The following is a 19,136-nucleotide window of genomic DNA, read 5'->3' as shown; positions in this document are numbered from 1 at the left end:
TCAGCCTACGTGCAGGTTGTCGCAGTAGCGACCTACCCCGGTGAACCAGCGGTGAACCCAAGACGTCCAGATGGTCACCCTACGGCGCGCACGGGTCCTTGCCCGCGTTGACCACGGCCAGGTCAGGCGGCGGAGCGGTCTTGCCGGGCTCGGCGGTCCCGCCCCCCTGCGGGGCGACGACCTTCTCGTCCCAGCCGGGTCCGATGACCAGGGTCACCGCGCCGCCCTGGGACTCGTCGACCTCCAGCGTCGCACCGGGGATCGCGGCCGCGAGCGTGAACGCCGTGTCCTCGCCGCCCACGCCGTACTTGATGACCGTCTTGCCGGCCGCGGTCCCGTTGCCACTGTTGACCACGTCGAACCCCAGCTCGATCAACGCGTTCTTGGTCCGGGCGGCGGCACCGTCGTTGTCCTCGTCGCCGTTGAACACCTGGACCTTGAGGCCCTTGGGGTCGACGACCGCGCCCTGCTTGGGGCCGGCGGGCTTCGCGGGCGTGGTGGTCTGCTGGGCCTGGTCGGCGGGGTTGGCGGCCGGCTTCTCGTCGGGCAGCGGGGTGCCGTCGATGATCGCCTGGAACAACGCCTTGGTGGCGTCCATCTTCAGCATCTCGACGTTGTCGTTGGGCGACGGCGTCGGGCCCTCGTCGGTGTAGTGCGGCACCGTCACGAACGTGACCCGGCCGGCTTCGATGCCCTGCAACGACTGGGCGAGCGTCAGCATGTCCTTGACGCCGACGTTCTGGCCCACGGTGGACGACGCGAACGCGTTCAGGAAGCCGTTGAGCTTGCCCGGGTTCAGCAGCATCTCGGTGGACAAGGCCGTGCGCAGCAACGAGGACAGGAACTTCTGCTGCCGGGTGATCCGGTCGTAGTCGCCGAAGTCCTCGTTCTTCACCTTGCGGGCGCGCACGTAGTCGAGCGCCTTCTGACCGTCCACTTCGTACTGGCCGGGCTTGTCGAAGATCATGCCCAGCTCACCGTCGTCCATCACCTTCGGCACGCAGACCTTGATCTTGCCGACCGCGTCCACCATCCCCTTGAACCCGTTGAAGTCCACGGAGATGAAGTGGTTGATGGTCAACCCGGTCAGCTCGGTCATGAAGGTCGACACGCACCGCGGCCCGCCGTCGGAGTAGACCTGGTTGGCCTTCACGCCCTTCTCCGGGGCCAGCTTCTGGCCGGAGTACTCGGCGGTCTCCGGGTTCCAGCCCTCGCACTCGGGCCGGGTGACCTCCAGGTCGCGCGGCACGGACACCACGACGACCCGCTTCCGGTCGGCCGGGATGTGCGCCAGCATCAGCACGTCCGAGCGCGCGCCGGGCTCGGCGTCGGCGTCGCCGACCCCGTCCTCGGCCTTCGCGCCGGCCCGGGTGTCCGACCCGACGATGAGGAAGTTCTCGTCCCCCAACTGCTTCTCGGCCTCGTGCACCGCGGCCGAGTTGGTGTTGAGGGCGTCGATCTCGGTCATCTTGCTGTCCACGTAGAGCATCGCGCCCCAGCCGAGGCCGGTCGCGACGAACACCAGCACGGCGGCGGTCAGCGACAGCACCTTGACGACGCGGACGATCTTGCTGTGCTTGACGGTGCGGACCCGTCGGCTCGGCGCGTCGGAGTCCTCGTCACCGTCCACAGAGGACGTGTAGACGGTCGCTTCCTCGTCGTGCTCGACCTTCCACGGCATGAGCTTCTGCCGGCGCTCCTTGCGCTGGCGCTCCTGCTCGGCGAGCTCGTCGTGCACGGCGGAGAACCGGGCCAGCGTGTGGTCGACCTCGCGACGTTTCTTGACGTCGTCGCTGATGGCCTCCATCTCGGTGGTGAGACTGGCCGGGTCGATCTGGTCCCGGTGCTCGGGCCCACCGGACCCGCCGGGCGCGCTGGGTCCGCCGGGCACACCCAGCCGCCCGGAGATGTCCGCACCACCGGGCGCGGCACCAGGCGAACCTTCAGCGAGCCGTCGCGGCCCGGAACCATCCGGCCCACCCTCGGGAAGCCGTCGCGACCCGGTGCCGTCCGGCCCGCCCTCGGCCAAGCGGCGGGGCCCGCTGCCGTCCGGACCGCCCTCGGGGCGACGCGGGATGCCGGGGCCACCGTCAGCGGCGAGTCGGCGCGGACCAGTGCCTTCCGGCGCCCCTTCAGGACGTCGGGGCGCGTTGGGCGCACCTTCGGCCAAGCGGCGAGGCCCGGAACCGTCCGGCCCGCCCTCGGGACGTCGGGGAGCGTTGGGGGGCCCATCGGCAAGCCTGCGCGGCCCGCCCTCGGCGAGTCGACGGGGCCCGGAGCCGTCCGGAGCACCTTCCGCGAGCCGGCGGGGCCCGGGACTGTCCGGTCCGCCTTCGGCCGGCCGTCGAGGTGCGGCGCCGTCGGGTGGACCTTCGGCCAGCCGTCGCGGTCCGGTGCTGTCAGCGGGCCGGCGACCGCCTTCGGGCCCTGCGAGCCGTCGCGGCCCGCTGCCGTCGGGACCACCGGCCGGTCGGACGTCCTGAGCGGGACCGCCGGGCATCGGACCGTTGGCCGAGCCGTTCGGGCCCGGAGCATGGGGGCCCGGAGCATGGGGCCCCGGAGCGTGTGGGCCGGGGGCGTGCGGGCCTGGACCGTGTGGGCCGGGAGCAGTGGGGCCGGGCGCGCCGGGAACCGGCGGGGTCGGCATCGGGCGGCGGCCGGTGGCCTCCGGGCGGCGCGGGTCGTCGGGCGCGTACCGCCGGCCGGGAGCCTCCGGCCTGGGACGGCGGCCGGTGCCTTCCGGCCGGGCCAGGTCATCCGGTCCGGGCCGGCGGGTGTCGGGAGTCCCGGGCGCACCCCGGCGCGCGGCGTCCTCGGGGGACGGCGCGGCGCGGCGGCCGGTGTTCTCCGACGACGGCGCGAACGCGTCGGGCAGCGCGCGCCGCCCGGTGTCCTCACGGGCGGGAGCGCGTCGGGCGTCGTCGGCGGCCGGGGCGAAGCCCTCGGACCTGGCGCGGCGGCCGGTGTCCTCAGGGGCGGGCCGTGCCCGGCGTCCGGTCTCCTCGGGAGCCGGCCGTGCTCGACGTCCGGTGTCCTCAGGGGTGGCCCTGGCTCGACGTCCGGTGTCCTCGTGCGGCGCGACCGGCGGCGGAGTGGCCGGAGGCCGGGCTGCCGTGGGCGGCGTCACCGGGGGCTGCGGCGGCGCGGACGGTCGCGCGCGGCGACCGGTGCCCTCGGGTGCGGACCTCGCGCGACGCCCGGGGTCCTCCGGGGACTCCTGGCGCGCGCGGCGGCCGGTCTTCTGCGGAACGTCGGTGGACGGTGCGAAGTAGTCCGGTCCCCGGTGGCCGTCCTCGGGGGACGGTGCGCTGGTGTCCTCGGGTGGCGCGGCCCGGCGTCCGGTCGGCTGCTGCGGGCCCGTCGGCTCGGAGCCGCGGCCGTCCGGCGGCACGGGGCGCGGGAGGTTCGTGCGGCTGTGCTGTTCGAGGAGCTCGGAAACACTCAGTCCGCCGCCGCCCTCCAGGGACCTGCGCCGACGCCCGGTCGGCTGGTCGTCCTGGGGGGGCTGCTCACCTCGGGGTCCGGGGCCGCCACGGCGGGGCTCGTCGGGCACCCGGTCTCCCTTCAACCTTGGTCAATAGCGGGTCGTCATCACGAGTTGACGACATCAAGGACACATTGGTTGCACCAACGGCGTGTCACTTGCCTTGGCGATACTACGGATGAGTGCCAGTCCTGACGACCACTCCCGGTGATACAGGGGTTGCGCATACTCGATTGTGCGCAGCATGCTACGCCCGAACGGATGAGCAACCGTTACGCCTCAGTAACCGGCAACCCGCGATTCGGCGATTCCACGTCGTCCGGCGGCAGCACCCGCGAGACGCACCCGGCCGTTCTCCCGATAGGCGACGGCGTTCCGTCCTGACTGCTTGGCGGTGTAGAGCAGGCTGTCCGCGCGGAGCAGTTGCTGTTCGGGTGCGACCGGAGGGCGCGTCGGCGAGTCCCCCGCCGGAGGCTCATAAGCCAACCCGATACTGACGGTCACTCGCAAACCGGGGGCCAGGGAAGCCCAGGCGTGACGCTCGACACGCGTTCGCGCCGACTCGGCGATGTCCACGCCCGCCGCCGCGTCCACGCCCGGCAGCACCAGCACGAACTCCTCGCCGCCATAACGGGCGCAGAACCCGGCCTCCGGCAGCTCCTCCTGCAACAGCTCCACCACGCGCTGCAACACCCGGTCGCCGAGCAGGTGCCCGAACGTGTCGTTGACCTGCTTGAACCAGTCCAGGTCGATCAGCGCGATCGCCAGGCCGGCCGCGGTCGCGCCGTGGTCGGTGACCATGCCGAGCAGCCGCTGGTCCAGGTAGCGGCGGTTGTAGCTGTCGGTCAGGCTGTCCCGCAGGCTCTGCTCGCGGGCCTCCGCGTGCTCGCGGCGCAGCCGGTCCACCTCGCGGCGCAGCTGCTCGGGCACCTGGGGCTGCTCGTCCTGGTCCGCGTAGACGAGGTCGAACGCCGAGCGCAGGTGCTGGTACGCCTGCCGCCACTGGCCCCGGGAGGCGAGCAGCGCGGCGATCGACTCGTGCAGCTGCACCAAGCCGCTGCCCTCCGACGCGGGCCGGGGCCGTTCGGCGCCGCCATCGCTGTCGACATCGGCGACTTCGGGTCGCAGTGCGGTCATCGCGCTCACCTCCCTACTTGCCAAGGTGTCGTCTCGTAGGAGGCGGCGCTTGAGCCGGCGGGACGCGTCTGAGGGGGATTTCCCTCGTCTGGTTGACCGTGCACTGCTCCGAACTGGTGACGTTCAGTGATCAACAAGCCGGAGCGTGCGCCGTGCGTGGTCGTCGGGCCGGCAGTGCGCGGCGGCCCGCGGTCCGCGTCGAACGACCAGTCTGCGCCCGACCGTCAGGTCGCGCACGGCGCGAAGCCGTAGGTCTTGCCGTTGAGCAGGACGAGGTGCTGGGAGCCGATCTGGCTGCCGATCTCGATGCCGTCCTGCACGACGGTCAGCGTCACCGCGACGACCACCACCACACCGCGCGGGTGCTCGTCCTGGCCGGGCGGCGTCCAGTCCGGGTCCAGCCGGAGCGTGGACATCGTCGGCTGCACCCTGATCGTGCCGTCGGGCAGCTCGCAGTCGCCCTCGCGGAAGTCCGGGTGCTGGGTGTCGGCGAGCAGCTCGCGCTGCTGGGTCACGCCCTGCGTGCCAGCCTCGTTGAGCGCGGTGAAGTAGCTGGTCACGAGGGTGTGCTCGACGTCGGTGATCTGCAGCGCCTTGGCCGTCCCGGTCACCCGCGAGCCGCACCCGGCCAGCGCGAGGACACAGAGCACCGCCGTCACCACACGCGTCACCGGCTCAGCCGCCCGAGTGCATGTCTTCGGCGGACGGCGTCATCGCGTCCTCGGGGTCGTCCAGCCAGCCCTCCGGCAGCACGACCTTCGCGGGCGACCCCTGCCGGCCGCGCGGCCCCTCGGCGTCCGGCGGGAACGCCGCCTCCGGGTCGAGCCCGCCGAGCAGGTCGTCCAGCTCGGTGAGCGTCGAGACCATGGCGAGGCTGCGCCGCAGCTCGGCGCCCACCGGGAACCCCTTCAGGTACCAGGCCATGTGCTTGCGCAGGTCCCGCAGCCCCTTCTCCTCACCGAGGTGCGCCGCGAGCAACCGCCCGTGCCGCCCGAGGATCTCCGCGACCCGCCCGAGCGACGGCCCGACCGGGACCGGTTCGCCCCGGAACGCCGCCTGGAGCTCCCCGAACAGCCAGGGCCGACCCAGGCACCCGCGCCCGACGACGACGCCGTCGCACCCCGTCCGGGCGACCATGTCGAGGGCGTCCTGGGCGCTGAAGATGTCGCCGTTGCCGAGCACCGGGACGCTCGTCACGGCCTCCTTGAGCCGGGCGATCGCGGTCCAGTCGGCCTGCCCCGAGTACCGCTGGGCGGCCGTGCGGGCGTGCAGCGCGACGGCCCGCGCGCCCTCGTCCTCGGCGATCCGCCCCGCGTCCAGGTAGGTGAGGTGCTCGTCGTCGATCCCGATCCGGAACTTGACGGTGACCGGCACCCCGGCTGGCTCGGCGGCCCGGACGGCGGCGCGCACGATCTGCCGGAACAACTGCCGCTTGTACGGCAGCGCCGCCCCGCCACCCTTGCGGGTGACCTTGGGGACGGGGCAGCCGAAGTTCATGTCGATGTGGTCGGCGCGGTCCTCGCCGACGATCAGCTTGGTCGCCTCGCTCATCGAGGTGGGCTCGACGCCGTAGAGCTGCAACGAGCGCGGGTGCTCGTGCTCGCCGAACGTGATCATCTCCATGGTCTTGGAGTCGCGCTCGACGATGGCGCGGGCGGTGATCATCTCGCAGACGTAGAGCGAGGTGGGGCTGCCGAACTCGCGGCAGAGCTGCCTGAACGCCACGTTGGTGATGCCCGCCATGGGCGCGAGCACGACGGCGGGATCGACCGCGTACGGGCCGATCTTCAACGTGGGGGCTGCCGAGAGCACGCCCTCCAGGGTAGCCCGCCCAGGTGGCCGTTATTCCGATCAAGCCGCAGCCGCGTCGGCGGCGCCACCCGCCGAGCCGCGCACGTCACAGGCCGGTGTGACCAGGCCCACGATGGCCGGGAGCGGACAACCCCCGAGCGGCCTCTCGTGCCGGCCCGCGGTCCGGTGCCAGGCTGGAGAGGTCCGAGTTCGTCTGCTCCTGACTCGGTGGCCGATCCAGGAGACCGGCCGGCCGTGGAGGCGCAGGCGTTCTTTCTTCCGCACGGCGGAGGAGGACGTGCCCGGCCCAGCGCCGGACGTGCCCTCCCACGCCCTCCGAAGGAGAGCGCTCCATGCACACAGCCGTCCAACTGCTCCTCAACGCACCAGTGCCGATCGCGACCGCAGCCGTCGTGCTGCGGTACGGCCCTTCGGCCGTGGTGTTCCTCGTCGCCGGTGTCGCGGCCGTGCTGGTACCCGGCCCGCGCGGAGAACGTGCGCTGACCGTCCTCCGGTTGCTGCGCGCGACAGCCACCCGCCGCACCTTCACGACGGCCACCCGCCGCACCCGCGCGACAGCGTCCCGCCGCACCCAGGCGGCAAGCACCCGCTGACCCCCCACCCGAGATAACCCGGTCGGCACGCCCTCAGGGACTACCGCAGGCAACACCCAGGCGCGTCAGAACCACGGCGCGTCAGACTTGCGGCACCCACACCTGCGGCATCCACGTCGACCGCGGCTCACGCCCACGGAACGCACACCCACCGACGCCACGCCGTGCACTACCGCCACCGCCGTCCACTCACGCCGCCCCTCGCCGCGTGCGTGCCTGTGCTGGCTGTAGTGCCGGCTGGCACCGGTACGCGGCCGGCACCGTTACCCGGCCGGCACCGGTACGCGGGCCGGCACCGGTAGGTACTCACGCTCGCCCTGGACGCGGTTAATGTCCTCCCAGCCCCCTCTCCGTCGCCGTCACGGCGCCAGCCCCCAGTCGTTGCACCGCATGAAGCGGCCGGGCGGGTACTCGAACTCGACCTCGCCCTGGAGAACGAGCCCGATCCGACGGCACACCGCGTTGGACGCCCCGTGGTCGACGGACGGGAACGCGCGTACCCACCGGTCCGGCGCGGCCCGCCGGGCCTGGTCCACAGCTGCCGTAGCCGCCGCAACGGCCACCCCTCGGCCCTGGAACTCCGGCAGCACGCTCCAGCCGACCTCGTGCACCGTCGCGCCCTGCCACTCCTTCTCCCAGAACCCCACGCTGCCCGCCACAGCGCCGGCCGCCAAGCCCACCGCCACGTCGTCTCCGCCGTCCGTCGTGCCGTCCACCTCGCCGGTCACCATGACCCGGTACATCCGCCCGTTGCCCAGCGTGAGGTAGCGCTGGTGCCGGGAAGCGACCTTTTCCTCGGACTCCGGTCCGCCGAGGTGGGTCGTCATCTCCGGCGTGTTGAGCCGGTGCAGCAGCTCCAGGCCCTCGTCGGACCAGGGTTCGATGCGGATGTTCGCGGTCATGGGAGCACTGTGCCGGCGGGGTACGACATTCGCACTGTTTCCCCAGCTCAGGGCGCATTTCATCGAGATTGGCCGACAGCTCGCCGGATGATCGCCGACCTCGCTTCGTCGGGCGTTCCGGTGGAGTTCACCGCCCGCCCCTACCTTCGATGTGACCGTAGACCGGTCTATACCTGTTACCAAAAGGAGGCAGGGTGCGAGGCAAACTCGCGTTGGTGCTGGCACTAGCTGCGGCGGTAGTGGCCGTGCCGGCCGCGAACGCAGCACCGATAGTGCCGAAGGTGCTCCTCATCGGCCTCGACGGGGCGCGTTACGACAAACTGCTCGCCGCTGACACGCCTAACGTGCACGCGTTGGCACAACGGGGTTTCTCGTCCCGCAGCGCGCTCTACGGCTCCGGCATGGCGTCCACGCTCAGCGGCCCCGGCTGGTCAAGCATCCTGACCGGCGTGTGGCCCGACAAGCACAAGGTGAAGGACAACTCCTTCTCCGGCAACGTCCTCACGAACTTCCCGAGCTAGCTGGCGCGCGCCCAGACCGCGAAGCCCGCACTCGACACGTACGCGGCCGTCGACTGGAAGCCCATCGGTGACCGGATCCTCCGCGACGGCCAAGACCGCAAGTTCGTGCTCGACGGCGACAGCGCCGGTTACGAGGGTTCGGACGAGAAGGTCGCCGTGGACGCCGAGAAGCACCTCGCGAACGACCCGGCGGACGCGTCGTTCGTCTACTTCGGCCAGACGGACATCGCGGGCCACAACCACGGCGCGGACTCCGCGCAGTACCAGGCGACGCTGCGCACCGACGACGCGCTGATCGGACGTCTGCTGCGCGCGATCGAGTCGCGCCCGTCTTACAGCAACGAAGACTGGCTCATCATGCTCACCACCGACCACGGCCACACGGCGTCCGGTGGGCACGGCGGGGACACGCCGGAAGAGCGCATGACGTACGTGATCGCCGCGGGCGGCGGTGTGCCCACGGGGACGCCTAACGCACAGCCGAAGATCGTGGACATCGCAGCGACCGCGCTGCGGCACCTCGGTGTCGCGGCGTCGTTGGACGGCTACGCGCTCAGGTCCGCACCGGCCGACCCGTTCGACTCGGTGACGTTGAAGCCGCGCCAGGACGAGACGGGCGTGCCCGCGTCCGTGCTCGGCTGGACCCACCAGGGCCCGGCGGGGTGGAGCGTGCGGACCACCGCGCCGCAGGGCGTGGCCGAATGGCAGGGTTGGTCGTTCACCACGGACGACTTCTGGACCAGGGCCGCGCCCGGCCAGCAGCGCGAGGCGAACGTGCGGGCGCGCGGCGTGTTCGCGGTCGCAGACCCCGACGAGTGGGACGACAAGGGCTCGCCGTCGTCGTCCGGCAAGTTCGACTCGACTCTCGTGTCGCCCGGTTACGACGTCGACGGCGCGTCAGCGGTGACGCTGAAGTTCGGCTCCCACTACCGCCACGAGAACCCGCAGCGCGCTGCGGTGACCGTGGCGTTCGACGGCGGCGCGGAACGCACTGTGTTGTCTTACGGCTCCGGGACGGCCGATGTGCTCGCGGGCACCGTGTCATTGAACGTCTCAGTGCCCAACGGCGCACGGAACATGGTCGTGTCCTGGCGCCTGTACGACGCCGGAAACAACTGGTACTGGGCCGTGGACGCCCCCACCGTAACCCGCTAGCCCCACCCGTTACCCCACGTCCCGGCGAAGCAGATCTTCCTCTGTCTCCGCTCGAACCAGAACACGCGTAAGGCCGTCCCGTACTCCGACGAGCGCGGGACGGCCCACCTGGTTGTAGTTCGACGCGAGCGAGTGGTGGTAGGCACCCGTCACCGGGACCGCGACCACGTCGCCAGGGTGAACGTCCCTCGGAAGCGGGACGTCTGCCGCCAACACGTCACCGGCCTCGCAGTGCCGCCCGACCAAAGTCATCGGCGCAGTGGGCCCGATCCGCAGCAGTCGTGGCTGGTAGCGGGCCTGGTAGAGCGCGGGACGTGCGTTGTCGCTCATCCCGCCGTCGACCGCGACGAACGGGTGCTTGACGCTGGTAACCCGGTAGAGGGTCACACCAGCGCGCGCCACAATCGCCCGACCGGGCTCGATGATCAGCTCCGGAACAGGCACGCGGTGTCGCGCGCACTCGTACCGAATCGCCCGCGTGACCCGATCGGCGTACCCCGTCAGGTCGAAATCGGGTTCGGCGCTCGTGTACGGGACAGCGAACCCACCCCCGAGGTCCAACTCCCGGATCGACCGCCCCAACCGGGCGATCAGCGCCACCATCCGCCGAGCGGCCTGCTCGAACGTGGCGACGTGCCGGATCTGCGACCCGACGTGGCAGTGCAGACCCTCCAGGGTGAGGTCCGGACGTGCGTCGATCCGCCGGACGGCCTCCTCGACCTCGCTCGCGGAGAGCCCGAACTTCTGCCCGTCGACACCGGTGGCCAGCGACGGGTGGGTGTCGGCGGCGATCCCGGGCATCACCCGGAGCAGCACGCGCTGGTCGGTCAGCAGGTCGATCTCGTGCAGCGAGTCGACCACGATCCGCCCCACCCCGTAGGCCTGGGCGGCCTTGAGGTCCTCGGGCGTCTTGGCGTTGCCGTGCAACAGAACCCGCTCCGCCGGAAACCCGACCGCCCGAGCCACCGCGAGCTCCCCGGCGGAGCACACGTCCAAGGACAGCCCCTCCTCAAGCACCCATCGCACCACGGCCTTGCAACTGAGCGCCTTGCTCGCGAAGGCGACCCGGGCACCCGGCAACGCGTCCCGGAAGCGCCGGCACTGCTCCCGCACGACGTTCTCGTCGAGCACGTACGTGGGCGTCCCGAACGTGGCGGCGATCCACCCCAACCGCCGATCCGACACACCGGGCCACAACCGGGGATCGGCCTGGGCGGACACCGAACACCCCAACGAGGGCAACAACTCCGTCAACGTCATGCCCCCACAACACCCCTGCTCAAACCACCCGCGCCCCACCCCCGGACACCCTCCTGACACCCAACCCCGACATCTTGTCGCGCCCCTGACACCCCTGTGGCGCACACCACGTATGTCACCACCGTCGAACCACCCGCCCGTCTTCCACTAACCTGGACAGCGGGCCGCTAGCTCAACTGGCAGAGCAGCGGACTTTTAATCCGCGGGTTCAGGGTTCGAGCCCCTGGCGGCCCACCAAAGCCCCAGGTCACCGGCCTGGGGCTTCCGCGTCTCAAGATCACATCCCCGGGTTGTCCCCGTTTTTCGCAGCGTCTCTGCTGATCACGGTGTCCAGCGCGTCCGCACCAGCGCGGCTAGGCGAGCGCCGCCCCATGTAGACGTCCTGGGTCATCGACGGCTCGCTGAGCCGGTCGCGGCATCACCCGCTGGGTCACATCACGTCGAGTTGCTCGCCGAAGCGCTGCCAGTAGACGTCGAAGGCGACCGGGAAGAGGATCGTCGGATCGTCCACCTCGACTTGGGCGGGCATCAGGCTGGGGTCGGCGAGCACCGTCTCGTACTGCTCGCGGCCCTGGCTTACCACCCAGTTGGAGGAGTCTTCGATGTCGTCTTCGGACTCGTCGGGCGCGACGTGGGACGTGTACGGCTCGCCGCGTAGTTCCACCGCCATCTCGATGAAGATGTCCTGGAACTGGTGGACTTCTTCCTTGGGCATCGACATCAGAGCAGCGTGCAGGCGCTTCCGGTCCCGTCCGGCGGCGTCGACGGTGCGCCAGAATCGGTCGACGTCCGCTTGGTCGAAGTCGTCCTCAGTTACTCTGGGTACCTCGTTGCCGCTAGTTGTTGTTTCTGGTGACGCTGGTGGGGTGTGGCTTTGGCTTGGGTGCTGGGTGGGGTTGGTCAGAGGGTGAACTGGGTCAGTTCGGTTCGCTTGGTTATGCCGAGTTTCGGGTAGGTGCGGTAGAGGTGGTGGCCTACGGTTCGGGGGCTCAGGAAGAGTTGGGCTGCTATGTCCCTGTTGCTCAGGCCGTCGGCTGCCAGGCGGGCTACTTGGAGTTCCTGGGGGGTAAGGCGGGCTGCGGGGTCTTGCGCTTGGATTCGGGCTGTTGGGCGGGTGCCCAGGGTGGCCAGTTCCGCCCTTGATCTTGCGGCCCAGGCGTGGGCTTCCAGGTGTTCGAAATCGGCTAGTGCGTTCGCCAGGTGGGTGTGCGCTTCGGTTCGGTGGCGTTGGCGGCGTAGCCATGAGCCGAATAGGAGTGCCGTCCGAGCCTGGTCGTACGGGTGGTTTGTGTTGTGGTGCAGGCGTAGCGCTGTTTCGTAGTGGTGACGGGCGGTGGGGCCGGTCGCCAGTAGGGCGTGGCAGCGGTGGGACAGGGCGGCTGCGTGTGGTTGGCCTGTTTGGTCTGCCCAGGTGTCCAGGGCGGGTAGGTGGTGGGCGGCATGCGGAAGGTTGCCGCTGCGTACTGCTGCTTCTACGTGGTCTGGGATGGCTCGGATCAGGAAGTCTTGGCGGGCGGGGCCTGTGCACACCGTGTCGAGGATTTCGGTCGCCACCTCGAAGTGGCCTTGGCCTAGTACCAGTAGGCCCAGGGCCCACGTGGCCAGTGCGGCGTTGGTGGGGTGTTTGGCCTCGTTGCGGAGGATGGGTTCGGCGTGGGCACGGCAGGTGGCCTCGTCGTCGGCTACCGCTGCCAGCCAGGCCGGGATGGCGTTCATGATCAGCGCCTGCGTTTCCTGGCCCAGGTCAATGGACACGGCCTGCGCTTCGGCCGCGGTGGTGCCCGCGTCGCGGAATCGGCCTTGGAGCAGTTGGGCGATGGCGAGGGGTTCCTGTGCGTACGGGAGCCAGGCCAGTGCGCCTTGCCGGCGTGCGTCGGCGGCCAGGGCGGTCAGGATTCCCAGCGCTGTCTCGTCGTCGGCCGTGATCAGGGCCAGGTAGCCGGCCAGCACTCGTTCCACCAAGCCGGTGATCTGGCCCTGTTGGGTGGCGCTGATCAGGCGTCGCATGTCGGAGATTCCGGAGGAGGGGGTGATTCCGGAGGAGGAGGGCGACAGGGTGGGGGAGGACGAAGAGGTGGGGGTTAGGTGGGTGTTCAGGCCGATCATGCCGGTTACTACTGGGTGCAGGGGGGAGTTCTGGGGTAGTGACACGGTTGCTAGCAGGTGGGCGGCTTGGTGGATCAGGTCGTGGGCGCCGGCGTCCTTGGCGCAGCCGATGGCGTCGGTCAGGATCGACACGGCCTGTTCTGGGTGGGAACCGACGATGGGGGCCGTGCCGGCCAGCATCAGGGCGGCGGCGGTGGCCGGGGTGTCACGTTCGTACGCGACCTGCGCCTGGATCCACGCTGCCTCCGCCAGCAGCGACTCGTCGGTGGTGACGTCCGCCGCCGCGGCGGCGAGTTCGGCGGCACGGTCGAGGCGGCTCACGTCGTACGCGGCTCTCGCCGCACCCACCTGACGGCGCGCGCGCAGGACGGGGTCGGTGCTGAGTTGGGCGGCACGGTCCAGCGCGTTCGCCACGGCGGCCTGCCCGCCTCGTTGGCCCGCACGTCGGGCCGCTTGTTCGAGTGCGTTCGCGACCTCCTCGTCCGGGGCCGTGGTCGCGGCGGCCAGGTGCCAGGCACGGCGGTCGGCGTACTGGTCGCCGGTCAGGGTGTCGGCGAGCGCCTGGTGCGCGGCCAGGCGCAGGGCGCGCGGCGCGCCTTGGTGGGCGGCGGCCCGGATCAGCGGGTGCCGGAACGTGACGGTGTGCGCGGACAGTTCGAGCAGGTGGGCGTTCTCCGCCGGTTCCAGGTCGGCCGCCGTCAGACCGAGCCGTTCGGCGGCGCGCAGGAGCACCGCGAGGTCGGCGGTGTCGTCGGCCGCGGCCAGCAGCAGCAGGTGCCTGGTCGGCGGGGGCAGTTCGTCGATGCGGGCCCGGAAGGCGTCCTGGACCTGCTTGGCGACGGGGAGCGGTTCGACGGGCAGTGACCACCCGCCGTGCTGACGGTCGGTGAGCGCGGCGGTGAACTCGATGATGGCCAGCGGGTTGCCCCTCGCCTCGGCCAGCACGCGGGCCCTGGTCGGGTCGGCGAGGCCGCCCGCGCGCTCGTTGAGCATGGCGATCGCGCTGTCACGGTCCAACGCCGGCAGCACGACCGTGTCGATGCCCTCCGCGGGGAAGTGCGCGGACCCGTCACGCACGGCGAACAGCACGGCCACCGGCTCCTGCCGCAGCCGCCGGGCGGCGAACAGCAGCGCGTCGGCGGACGCCTGGTCGAACCACTGGGCGTCGTCGACCAGGCACAACACCGGGCCGTCGCCGGCCAGTTCGGACAGCAGCGACAGGGTGGCGGCACCGATCAGGAACCGTTCGACGGTCTCGCTGTCGACCAGCCCGAACGCGGCTCGCAGCGCGTTGCCCTGCGGGCCCGGGAGCGCGTCGAGGTGGTCCAGGTACGGGTGCAGCAGCAGGTGCAGGCCGGCGAACGGCACCTCGACCTCGGACTCGATCCCCACGCCGCGCAGCACCCGGAGTCCGGCGTCGGCGGCGTGGTCGAGCAGCGCGGTCTTGCCGATCCCCGCCTCGCCCCGGATCACCAGCGCCCCGCCGGCCCCTCGGCGGGCGTCGGCCAGCAGGCCGTCGATCCGGGCTCGTTCGGCCGACCGCCCGAAAATCACCCGTGCAGAGTAACAACCCGCACGGTGTCGGACCTGTGTGTTCGATCGGGCGGGGCGGTCCACCCGATCAGTGGTCACGCAGGTCCGACACTGTGCGGTGGGGTCAGCGGTCCGCGGGCGTGATGCGCGTGCTCGTGGTCTCGTAGCCGCCTCCGCCCGGGTAGACCCAGGCACCGGACAGGACGTCGCCGGTCTCGTTGAACGTCGACCGCATGTACGCGGGCGATCCCTTCTCCCCGCCCCAGATGGTGAGGACGTCGCCCTCCAGCTCGTACACGTAGTCCAGCGTGTCGCCCTTGTGGCCGTAGTACCGGCTCTTGATGTCCACACTGGCCTGCTCGGCGCCGAACGGTCGCTCCCGGCCGATGACCTCCATGCCCAGGATCCGCTCGCCGTACTGCTCCAGGTCGATGTCCTGGACCAGGAAGTGGCCGCCTTCCAGCCAGCGGTAGGTGACGGTGCCCTCCGCGCCGCCGGTGACCTTCCACGTGCCGACCATGCGGTCCAACGCGGCCAGTTCGGCGTCCGGGACCGGGTTCGTGTTCTCGCTCATCTCGCAGCCACTCCTCTCGGGATCCGCCGCGGACGCGACGGCGTTGCGGAGCGAACCTACGAGCGCGGCAATCAGTACCCGCATCGGTCGCGGTACTGGTGCACACGGTATGCCGGCCGGGCGGGGGTGGGTCGTCCGGGGCTACCGTGGAGCGATGAGGGTGGCTACTTGGAACGTCAACTCGGTCAAGCAGCGGTTGCCTCGGTTGTTGCCTTGGCTGGATGAGCGGGCTCCTGATGTCGTCTGCCTTCAGGAGACGAAGTTGACCGACGACGCGTTCGACGCCCTGTTGGCCGCGCCCCTCGCCGAACGCGGGTACCAGGTTGCGGCTTGTGGCGAGTCGCGGTGGAACGGGGTCGCGTTGCTCTCCCGGGTCGGGTTGGCGGACGTGGTGACCGGGGTGGCTGGGGCGCCTGGGTTTCCGCACCCGGAGGCGCGGGCTGTGGCGGCCACGTGTGGCGGGGTTCGGGTCTACTCCGTGTACGTGCCCAATGGGCGTGAGCCGGATTCGGACCACTACCGGTACAAGCTCGCTTGGCTGGAGGCGTTGCGCGAGGTGGTGAAGGGGGACGGGGACAATGTGTTGGTGTGCGGGGACGTGAACGTCGCGCCCGCTGACGCCGATGTGTTCGACCCGGCCGCTTACGTGGGGCACACGCACGTCACCGCGCCTGAAAGGGCTGCCGTGGAAGCGTTGGGGCTTCGCGACGTCGTCCGCGAGCGGTGGCCGGAGGAGCGGGTCTTCACGTACTGGGACTACCGCGCGGGGATGTTCCACCAGGATCTCGGGATGCGGATCGACCTGGTGCTGGCCTCGGACGCGGTGGCCGGGCGGGTGGCGGCGGCGTGGGTGGATCGGAAGGCGCGCAAGGGGACCGGGCCCAGTGATCACGCGCCGGTGATCGTGGATCTCGACACCGCGCCGGACGGGGACATCGGGCCCGTGGTGCCGCCGCCGTCGGCACCACGGACGCGTCGGACGGTGAAGCTGCCCCAGAGCTAGCGGACCCAGAGCTAGCCGACCCAGAGCCAGCCGATCCAGAGCCGGCCGACCCAGAGTTAGCCGGCCAGTTCGTCGCGTTCCAGGTCGGCGCTCCAGTTGTCACGGGGTTTGGGCGCGAGGGCCAGGGCGGTCTTCAGAAGGGTGTCGCGGACGCCGGTGAGGCGGCGGGTACGGGCCAGGCGGTTGAGGGTCAGGGACTGCTTGGCCATGCGCTGGGTCCGCTTGCGCCGTGCCGTGTCGTAGGCACGGAGGGCGTCGTCGGGCGTCGTGGCCAGGCAGTCGGCGAGGGTCACCGCGTCGATCATCGCCTGGCACGCGCCCTGGCCCAGGTCGGGTGTCATCGCGTGGGCGGCGTCGCCGATCAGGACGGTGTTGCCGCGGAAGTACGCCGGCAGCGGGGGCAGGTAGTCCAGCGAGTGCCGCAGGACGTCGGTCGACGCCGCGAGGACCTGCGGGATCGGGTCGTGCCACGTGCCGAAGGTGCTCTCCAGGTCGGCGTCCGGGCCGGTCATGGCGTACCAGTTGGTCCGGCCGTCGGCCTGCGGGGTGAGGCCGAACTTCACGCCTCGGCCCCACGTCTCGCCGCCGACCTCGACCGGCAGGTCGACGGTGCCGCGCCAGCCGATCGCGCCGGACCGCCGGACGTCCACCCCGAACAACGCCCGCCGCGTGGCGCTGTTGATGCCGTCCGCGCCGATGACCAGGTCGTGGTCGAGGTCCGGCGGGGCCTGCGCGCCGTACCGGACCGTCCCGGCGGGCAGGGCGGCGGCCAGCGCGGCCAGCAGCGCGGGGCGGGTCACGAGGTGGACGTCCGCGCGCAGGGCACCGATCCGCGTGCCGTCCGGTTTGCGCAGGTAGCCGTCCGGTTGCGGGCGGCCGGCGCGGCGGACGGTGTCGCCCAGGCCGATCCGGTCCAGCGCGGCCAGGGCGTCGCGCCAGATCCCGAGGCCGGTGCCGGTGGTCGGGAGGCCGTCCGCGCGCTCGAAGACGGTGACCTCCCAGCCGATCCGGCGCAGGCCGATGGCGGCGGTCAGGCCGCCGATCCCACCGCCGATCACTGCTGCTCTCATGCCCCGACCGTACTACAGATGTAGTGCCCGGCACTACGGGTGTAGTGTCACGACGTGACGAGGCGGGAGCAGGTGCTCGACGCGGCCATCCGGGTGCTGGGCACGGCCGGGCCGCGCGGCCTCACCCACCGGGCCGTGGACGCCGCCGCCGGACTGCCGCAGGGCTCGACCTCCAACCACTTCCGCACGCGGGACGCGCTGGTCGACGGCGTGGTGGGCCGGTTGCTGGAGCTGGAGGCGCGGCTGTGGGGCCGGCTCGCCGACGACGTGTCGACGCCGGAGGCGCTGGCCGTCGCCGTGGGCCGGCTGGTGGACGAGCTGGCCCGGGAACGGCTGATCACGCTGGCGCGGCACGCCGTGTTCGTGGAGGCGAGCGTGCGGCCGGAACTCCGCGCCCGGATCGCCGAGGCGCACGGGCGGATCGCGGAGTGGGCGGCACCGCTGTTCGCCGCGCTCGGCTCCGACGACCCGGTCCGGGACCTGCGGCTGCTCCTCGCCGTGATCGACGGGCTGCTGACCAACCAGCTCGCCAACCCGCAACCCGACTTCGCGCCCGCCGACGCCGTGCGGACCGTGCTGCGCGGGGTCTTCCCGCCGCCGAACGGCTGACAGCGGGGTTCCGCAGCGTGCCCGGCCGGCGGTTTCGACATCATGTGCGGCGACCAGTCCTAGGGAGCTGTCGTGATCGATCACGTGACGCAGGCGTTCCTCTCCGACGAGAGCCTGCACGGGGTGATGGCGCGGCTGGACCTGCCGCCGGCGCTGCACGCCTACTACGGCCACCGGCTGGTGCCGCGCCCGTTCTTCCTGGACCGGACCACCGCCGACACGGTCGCCGCCGACATCCGGGCGTTCTACGACCTGCTGACCTCGTTGCCGGACAGGCTTTTCGACGGCAGCCTCGCGCGGTTCGCCGACGCTCTGGGCGTGCCGCCGGAGCAGGTGGCGCTGATGTCCGCGCAGCGGCCCGCGCTGCACGGCCGGGCCGACCTCTACCGGGTCGGCGACGAGTTCCGGTTGCTGGAGCTCAACTCCGGCAGCCAGCTCGGCAACCGGGACTTCGGCGACATCTCCCGCGCGACCCTCGAAGTGCCGCTGTTCCAGGGGTTCGCCCGCGAGCACGACCTGTCGTACGTGCACCCGGTGCGGGAACTGTTGCGCCTCACCGGTTCCGGTACGGTCGCGTTCCTCGAAGCCGGCGGAATGCTGCGGAAGTTCGAGAAGGGGTTCGCCTCGCTCCAGGAATCGTGCGCGCGGCTCGGCGTGGACGTCCTCCTGGGCGAATTGGAGAACATCAGCGAGCGCAACGGCCACCTCTACTTGGACGGCACCCGGCTCGACGCCGTGGTCCGGTTCTTCTCACCGCGTCAAGCGGTCGGAAAGGCGGACGAGTTCCTCAAAGCCACCAAGACCGAGGTGTGCACGCCGCTGGAGAACTACCTGTACGGCAACAAGGCCACGCTCGCCCTGCTGTCGCTGCACCGCGACCGGTTCGAGCCGGACGAACTGGCGTTGGTCGACCGGCTGCTGCCGTGGACCCGCTACGCCGCCGACGTGCCGCTCGACCACCTGCGCGAACACCGCGAAACCCTGATCCTCAAGGCGTCTGACGAGTTCGCCGGCACCGGCGTGCACGCCGGCTGGCTGCTCGACGACGGGCAGTGGCGGGCGCTGCTCGACGACACCCGCGGCGCGCCGTACGTGGTGCAGGAACGGGTGCGGCCGACGCTGGACGTCGTGCCCGGCGACGAACGCCCGTGGCTCACGAACTGGGGGTGGTTCGTCACCGAGGAGGGCTTCGCCGGACTGAGCATCCGGTCCATGCCGCACGAGTCGGGCGCGGTCGTCAGCTTCGCCGGGAACCCGGACACCAGGGTGTCGGGACTGCTCCTGCACGGAAACACCCCCTCATGACGGTTGCGTAGTCGACCCACCGCGTTCCGTCATTCCGCGGTCGGAGCCGCAGTTAACGGGTTAATGTCCCCG

General features: G+C 71.2%; 16 protein-coding genes and 1 tRNA gene. 7 read left to right on the top strand and 10 right to left on the bottom strand.

Annotation, left to right across the window (positions count from 1 at the left end; genetic code table 11):
* Nucleotides 1-79: 79 nt before the first annotated feature.
* The 4 genes from BN6_RS44690 to dusB form a co-directional block, all read right to left on the bottom strand.
* Nucleotides 80-1,891: an LCP family protein gene (locus tag BN6_RS44690; protein WP_051075899.1), complete on the bottom strand. Its 1,812-nt coding sequence runs from the start codon at nucleotides 1,889-1,891 to the stop codon at nucleotides 80-82.
* A 1,872-nt stretch (nucleotides 1,892-3,763) separates the two neighbouring features.
* Nucleotides 3,764-4,621, bottom strand: a complete 858-nt coding sequence (locus BN6_RS39645; protein ID WP_015105509.1) for a GGDEF domain-containing protein — start codon at nucleotides 4,619-4,621, stop codon at nucleotides 3,764-3,766.
* A 224-nt stretch (nucleotides 4,622-4,845) separates the two neighbouring features.
* Nucleotides 4,846-5,271, bottom strand: a complete 426-nt coding sequence (locus BN6_RS39640; RefSeq protein ID WP_231904863.1) for a hypothetical protein — start codon at nucleotides 5,269-5,271, stop codon at nucleotides 4,846-4,848.
* Between the two features lie 25 nt (nucleotides 5,272-5,296).
* Nucleotides 5,297-6,433 (bottom strand): tRNA dihydrouridine synthase DusB, encoded by a 1,137-nt coding sequence (gene dusB, locus BN6_RS39635; RefSeq protein WP_015105507.1) that lies wholly within the window; start codon nucleotides 6,431-6,433, stop codon nucleotides 5,297-5,299.
* A gap of 332 nt (nucleotides 6,434-6,765) precedes the next feature.
* On the opposite strand from dusB, the gene BN6_RS39630 reads away from it, so the two are divergent.
* Nucleotides 6,766-7,026: a hypothetical protein gene (locus BN6_RS39630; RefSeq protein WP_015105506.1), complete on the top strand. Its 261-nt coding sequence runs from the start codon at nucleotides 6,766-6,768 to the stop codon at nucleotides 7,024-7,026.
* 359 nt (nucleotides 7,027-7,385) lie between these two features.
* On the opposite strand, the gene BN6_RS39625 is transcribed toward BN6_RS39630, so the two are convergent.
* Nucleotides 7,386-7,928 carry a GNAT family N-acetyltransferase gene (locus tag BN6_RS39625; RefSeq protein WP_041315650.1) on the bottom strand — a complete coding sequence of 181 codons (543 nt, stop codon included), beginning with the start codon at nucleotides 7,926-7,928 and terminating at the stop codon, nucleotides 7,386-7,388.
* Nucleotides 7,929-8,122: 194 nt separating this feature from the next.
* On the opposite strand from BN6_RS39625, the gene BN6_RS49415 reads away from it, so the two are divergent.
* Nucleotides 8,123-8,449, top strand: a complete 327-nt coding sequence (locus BN6_RS49415) for an alkaline phosphatase family protein (RefSeq protein ID WP_015105504.1) — start codon at nucleotides 8,123-8,125, stop codon at nucleotides 8,447-8,449.
* Nucleotides 8,450-8,554: 105 nt separating this feature from the next.
* Nucleotides 8,555-9,604 (top strand): alkaline phosphatase family protein, encoded by a 1,050-nt coding sequence (locus BN6_RS39620; RefSeq protein ID WP_015105503.1) that lies wholly within the window; start codon nucleotides 8,555-8,557, stop codon nucleotides 9,602-9,604.
* Between the two features lie 9 nt (nucleotides 9,605-9,613).
* Here BN6_RS39620 and lysA read toward each other — a convergent pair whose 3' ends face one another.
* Nucleotides 9,614-10,864 (bottom strand): diaminopimelate decarboxylase, encoded by a 1,251-nt coding sequence (gene lysA, locus BN6_RS39615; protein WP_015105502.1) that lies wholly within the window; start codon nucleotides 10,862-10,864, stop codon nucleotides 9,614-9,616.
* Between the two features lie 161 nt (nucleotides 10,865-11,025).
* Between lysA and BN6_RS39610 the strand changes: the two genes are divergently transcribed.
* Nucleotides 11,026-11,101 (top strand) — tRNA-Lys (locus BN6_RS39610).
* A 193-nt stretch (nucleotides 11,102-11,294) separates the two neighbouring features.
* Here the strand turns inward: BN6_RS39610 and BN6_RS49900 are convergent.
* From BN6_RS49900 to BN6_RS39595, 3 genes are all read right to left on the bottom strand, one after another.
* Nucleotides 11,295-11,768: a DUF4240 domain-containing protein gene (locus BN6_RS49900; protein ID WP_084672979.1), complete on the bottom strand. Its 474-nt coding sequence runs from the start codon at nucleotides 11,766-11,768 to the stop codon at nucleotides 11,295-11,297.
* On the bottom strand, nucleotides 11,765-14,524 hold the full coding sequence (locus tag BN6_RS39600) for a helix-turn-helix transcriptional regulator (RefSeq protein ID WP_041315648.1): 2,760 nt from the start codon (nucleotides 14,522-14,524) through the stop codon (nucleotides 11,765-11,767). Before BN6_RS39600 ends, BN6_RS49900 begins: the two co-directional genes overlap by 4 nt.
* A gap of 103 nt (nucleotides 14,525-14,627) precedes the next feature.
* Nucleotides 14,628-15,077 carry a hypothetical protein gene (locus BN6_RS39595; RefSeq protein ID WP_015105499.1) on the bottom strand — a complete coding sequence of 150 codons (450 nt, stop codon included), beginning with the start codon at nucleotides 15,075-15,077 and terminating at the stop codon, nucleotides 14,628-14,630.
* Between the two features lie 154 nt (nucleotides 15,078-15,231).
* On the opposite strand from BN6_RS39595, the gene BN6_RS39590 reads away from it, so the two are divergent.
* Nucleotides 15,232-16,080, top strand: coding sequence for an exodeoxyribonuclease III (locus BN6_RS39590; RefSeq protein WP_041315646.1), 849 nt, complete (start codon nucleotides 15,232-15,234; stop codon nucleotides 16,078-16,080).
* 56 nt (nucleotides 16,081-16,136) lie between these two features.
* Here the strand turns inward: BN6_RS39590 and BN6_RS39585 are convergent, their stop codons facing one another.
* Nucleotides 16,137-17,150, bottom strand: a complete 1,014-nt coding sequence (locus tag BN6_RS39585) for an FAD-dependent monooxygenase (RefSeq protein WP_015105497.1) — start codon at nucleotides 17,148-17,150, stop codon at nucleotides 16,137-16,139.
* Nucleotides 17,151-17,204: 54 nt separating this feature from the next.
* Between BN6_RS39585 and BN6_RS39580 the strand changes: the two genes are divergently transcribed.
* Nucleotides 17,205-17,759, top strand: coding sequence for a TetR/AcrR family transcriptional regulator (locus BN6_RS39580; protein WP_015105496.1), 555 nt, complete (start codon nucleotides 17,205-17,207; stop codon nucleotides 17,757-17,759).
* A 72-nt stretch (nucleotides 17,760-17,831) separates the two neighbouring features.
* Complete coding sequence (locus BN6_RS39575; protein ID WP_015105495.1) at nucleotides 17,832-19,064, top strand: hypothetical protein; 1,233 nt, start codon at nucleotides 17,832-17,834, stop codon at nucleotides 19,062-19,064.
* Nucleotides 19,065-19,136: the final 72 nt, after the last annotated feature.

It is taken from the genome of Saccharothrix espanaensis DSM 44229, assembly GCF_000328705.1.
GTDB lineage: Bacteria > Actinomycetota > Actinomycetes > Mycobacteriales > Pseudonocardiaceae > Actinosynnema > Actinosynnema espanaense.
Note: the sequence above shows the minus strand (reverse complement) of the source record. Positions and strands in the feature narration are given on the sequence as shown.

Coding starts and splice junctions, on each gene's coding strand:
- BN6_RS39595 (WP_015105499.1), bottom strand. CDS start 15,077: ATGAGCGAGAACACGAACCCGGTCCCGGACGCCGAACTGGCCGCGTTG.
- BN6_RS39585 (WP_015105497.1), bottom strand. CDS start 17,150: ATGAGAGCAGCAGTGATCGGCGGTGGGATCGGCGGCCTGACCGCCGCC.
- lysA (WP_015105502.1), bottom strand. CDS start 10,864: ATGACGTTGACGGAGTTGTTGCCCTCGTTGGGGTGTTCGGTGTCCGCC.
- BN6_RS39645 (WP_015105509.1), bottom strand. CDS start 4,621: ATGACCGCACTGCGACCCGAAGTCGCCGATGTCGACAGCGATGGCGGC.
- BN6_RS39590 (WP_041315646.1), top strand. CDS start 15,232: ATGAGGGTGGCTACTTGGAACGTCAACTCGGTCAAGCAGCGGTTGCCT.
- BN6_RS39630 (WP_015105506.1), top strand. CDS start 6,766: ATGCACACAGCCGTCCAACTGCTCCTCAACGCACCAGTGCCGATCGCG.
- BN6_RS39625 (WP_041315650.1), bottom strand. CDS start 7,928: ATGACCGCGAACATCCGCATCGAACCCTGGTCCGACGAGGGCCTGGAG.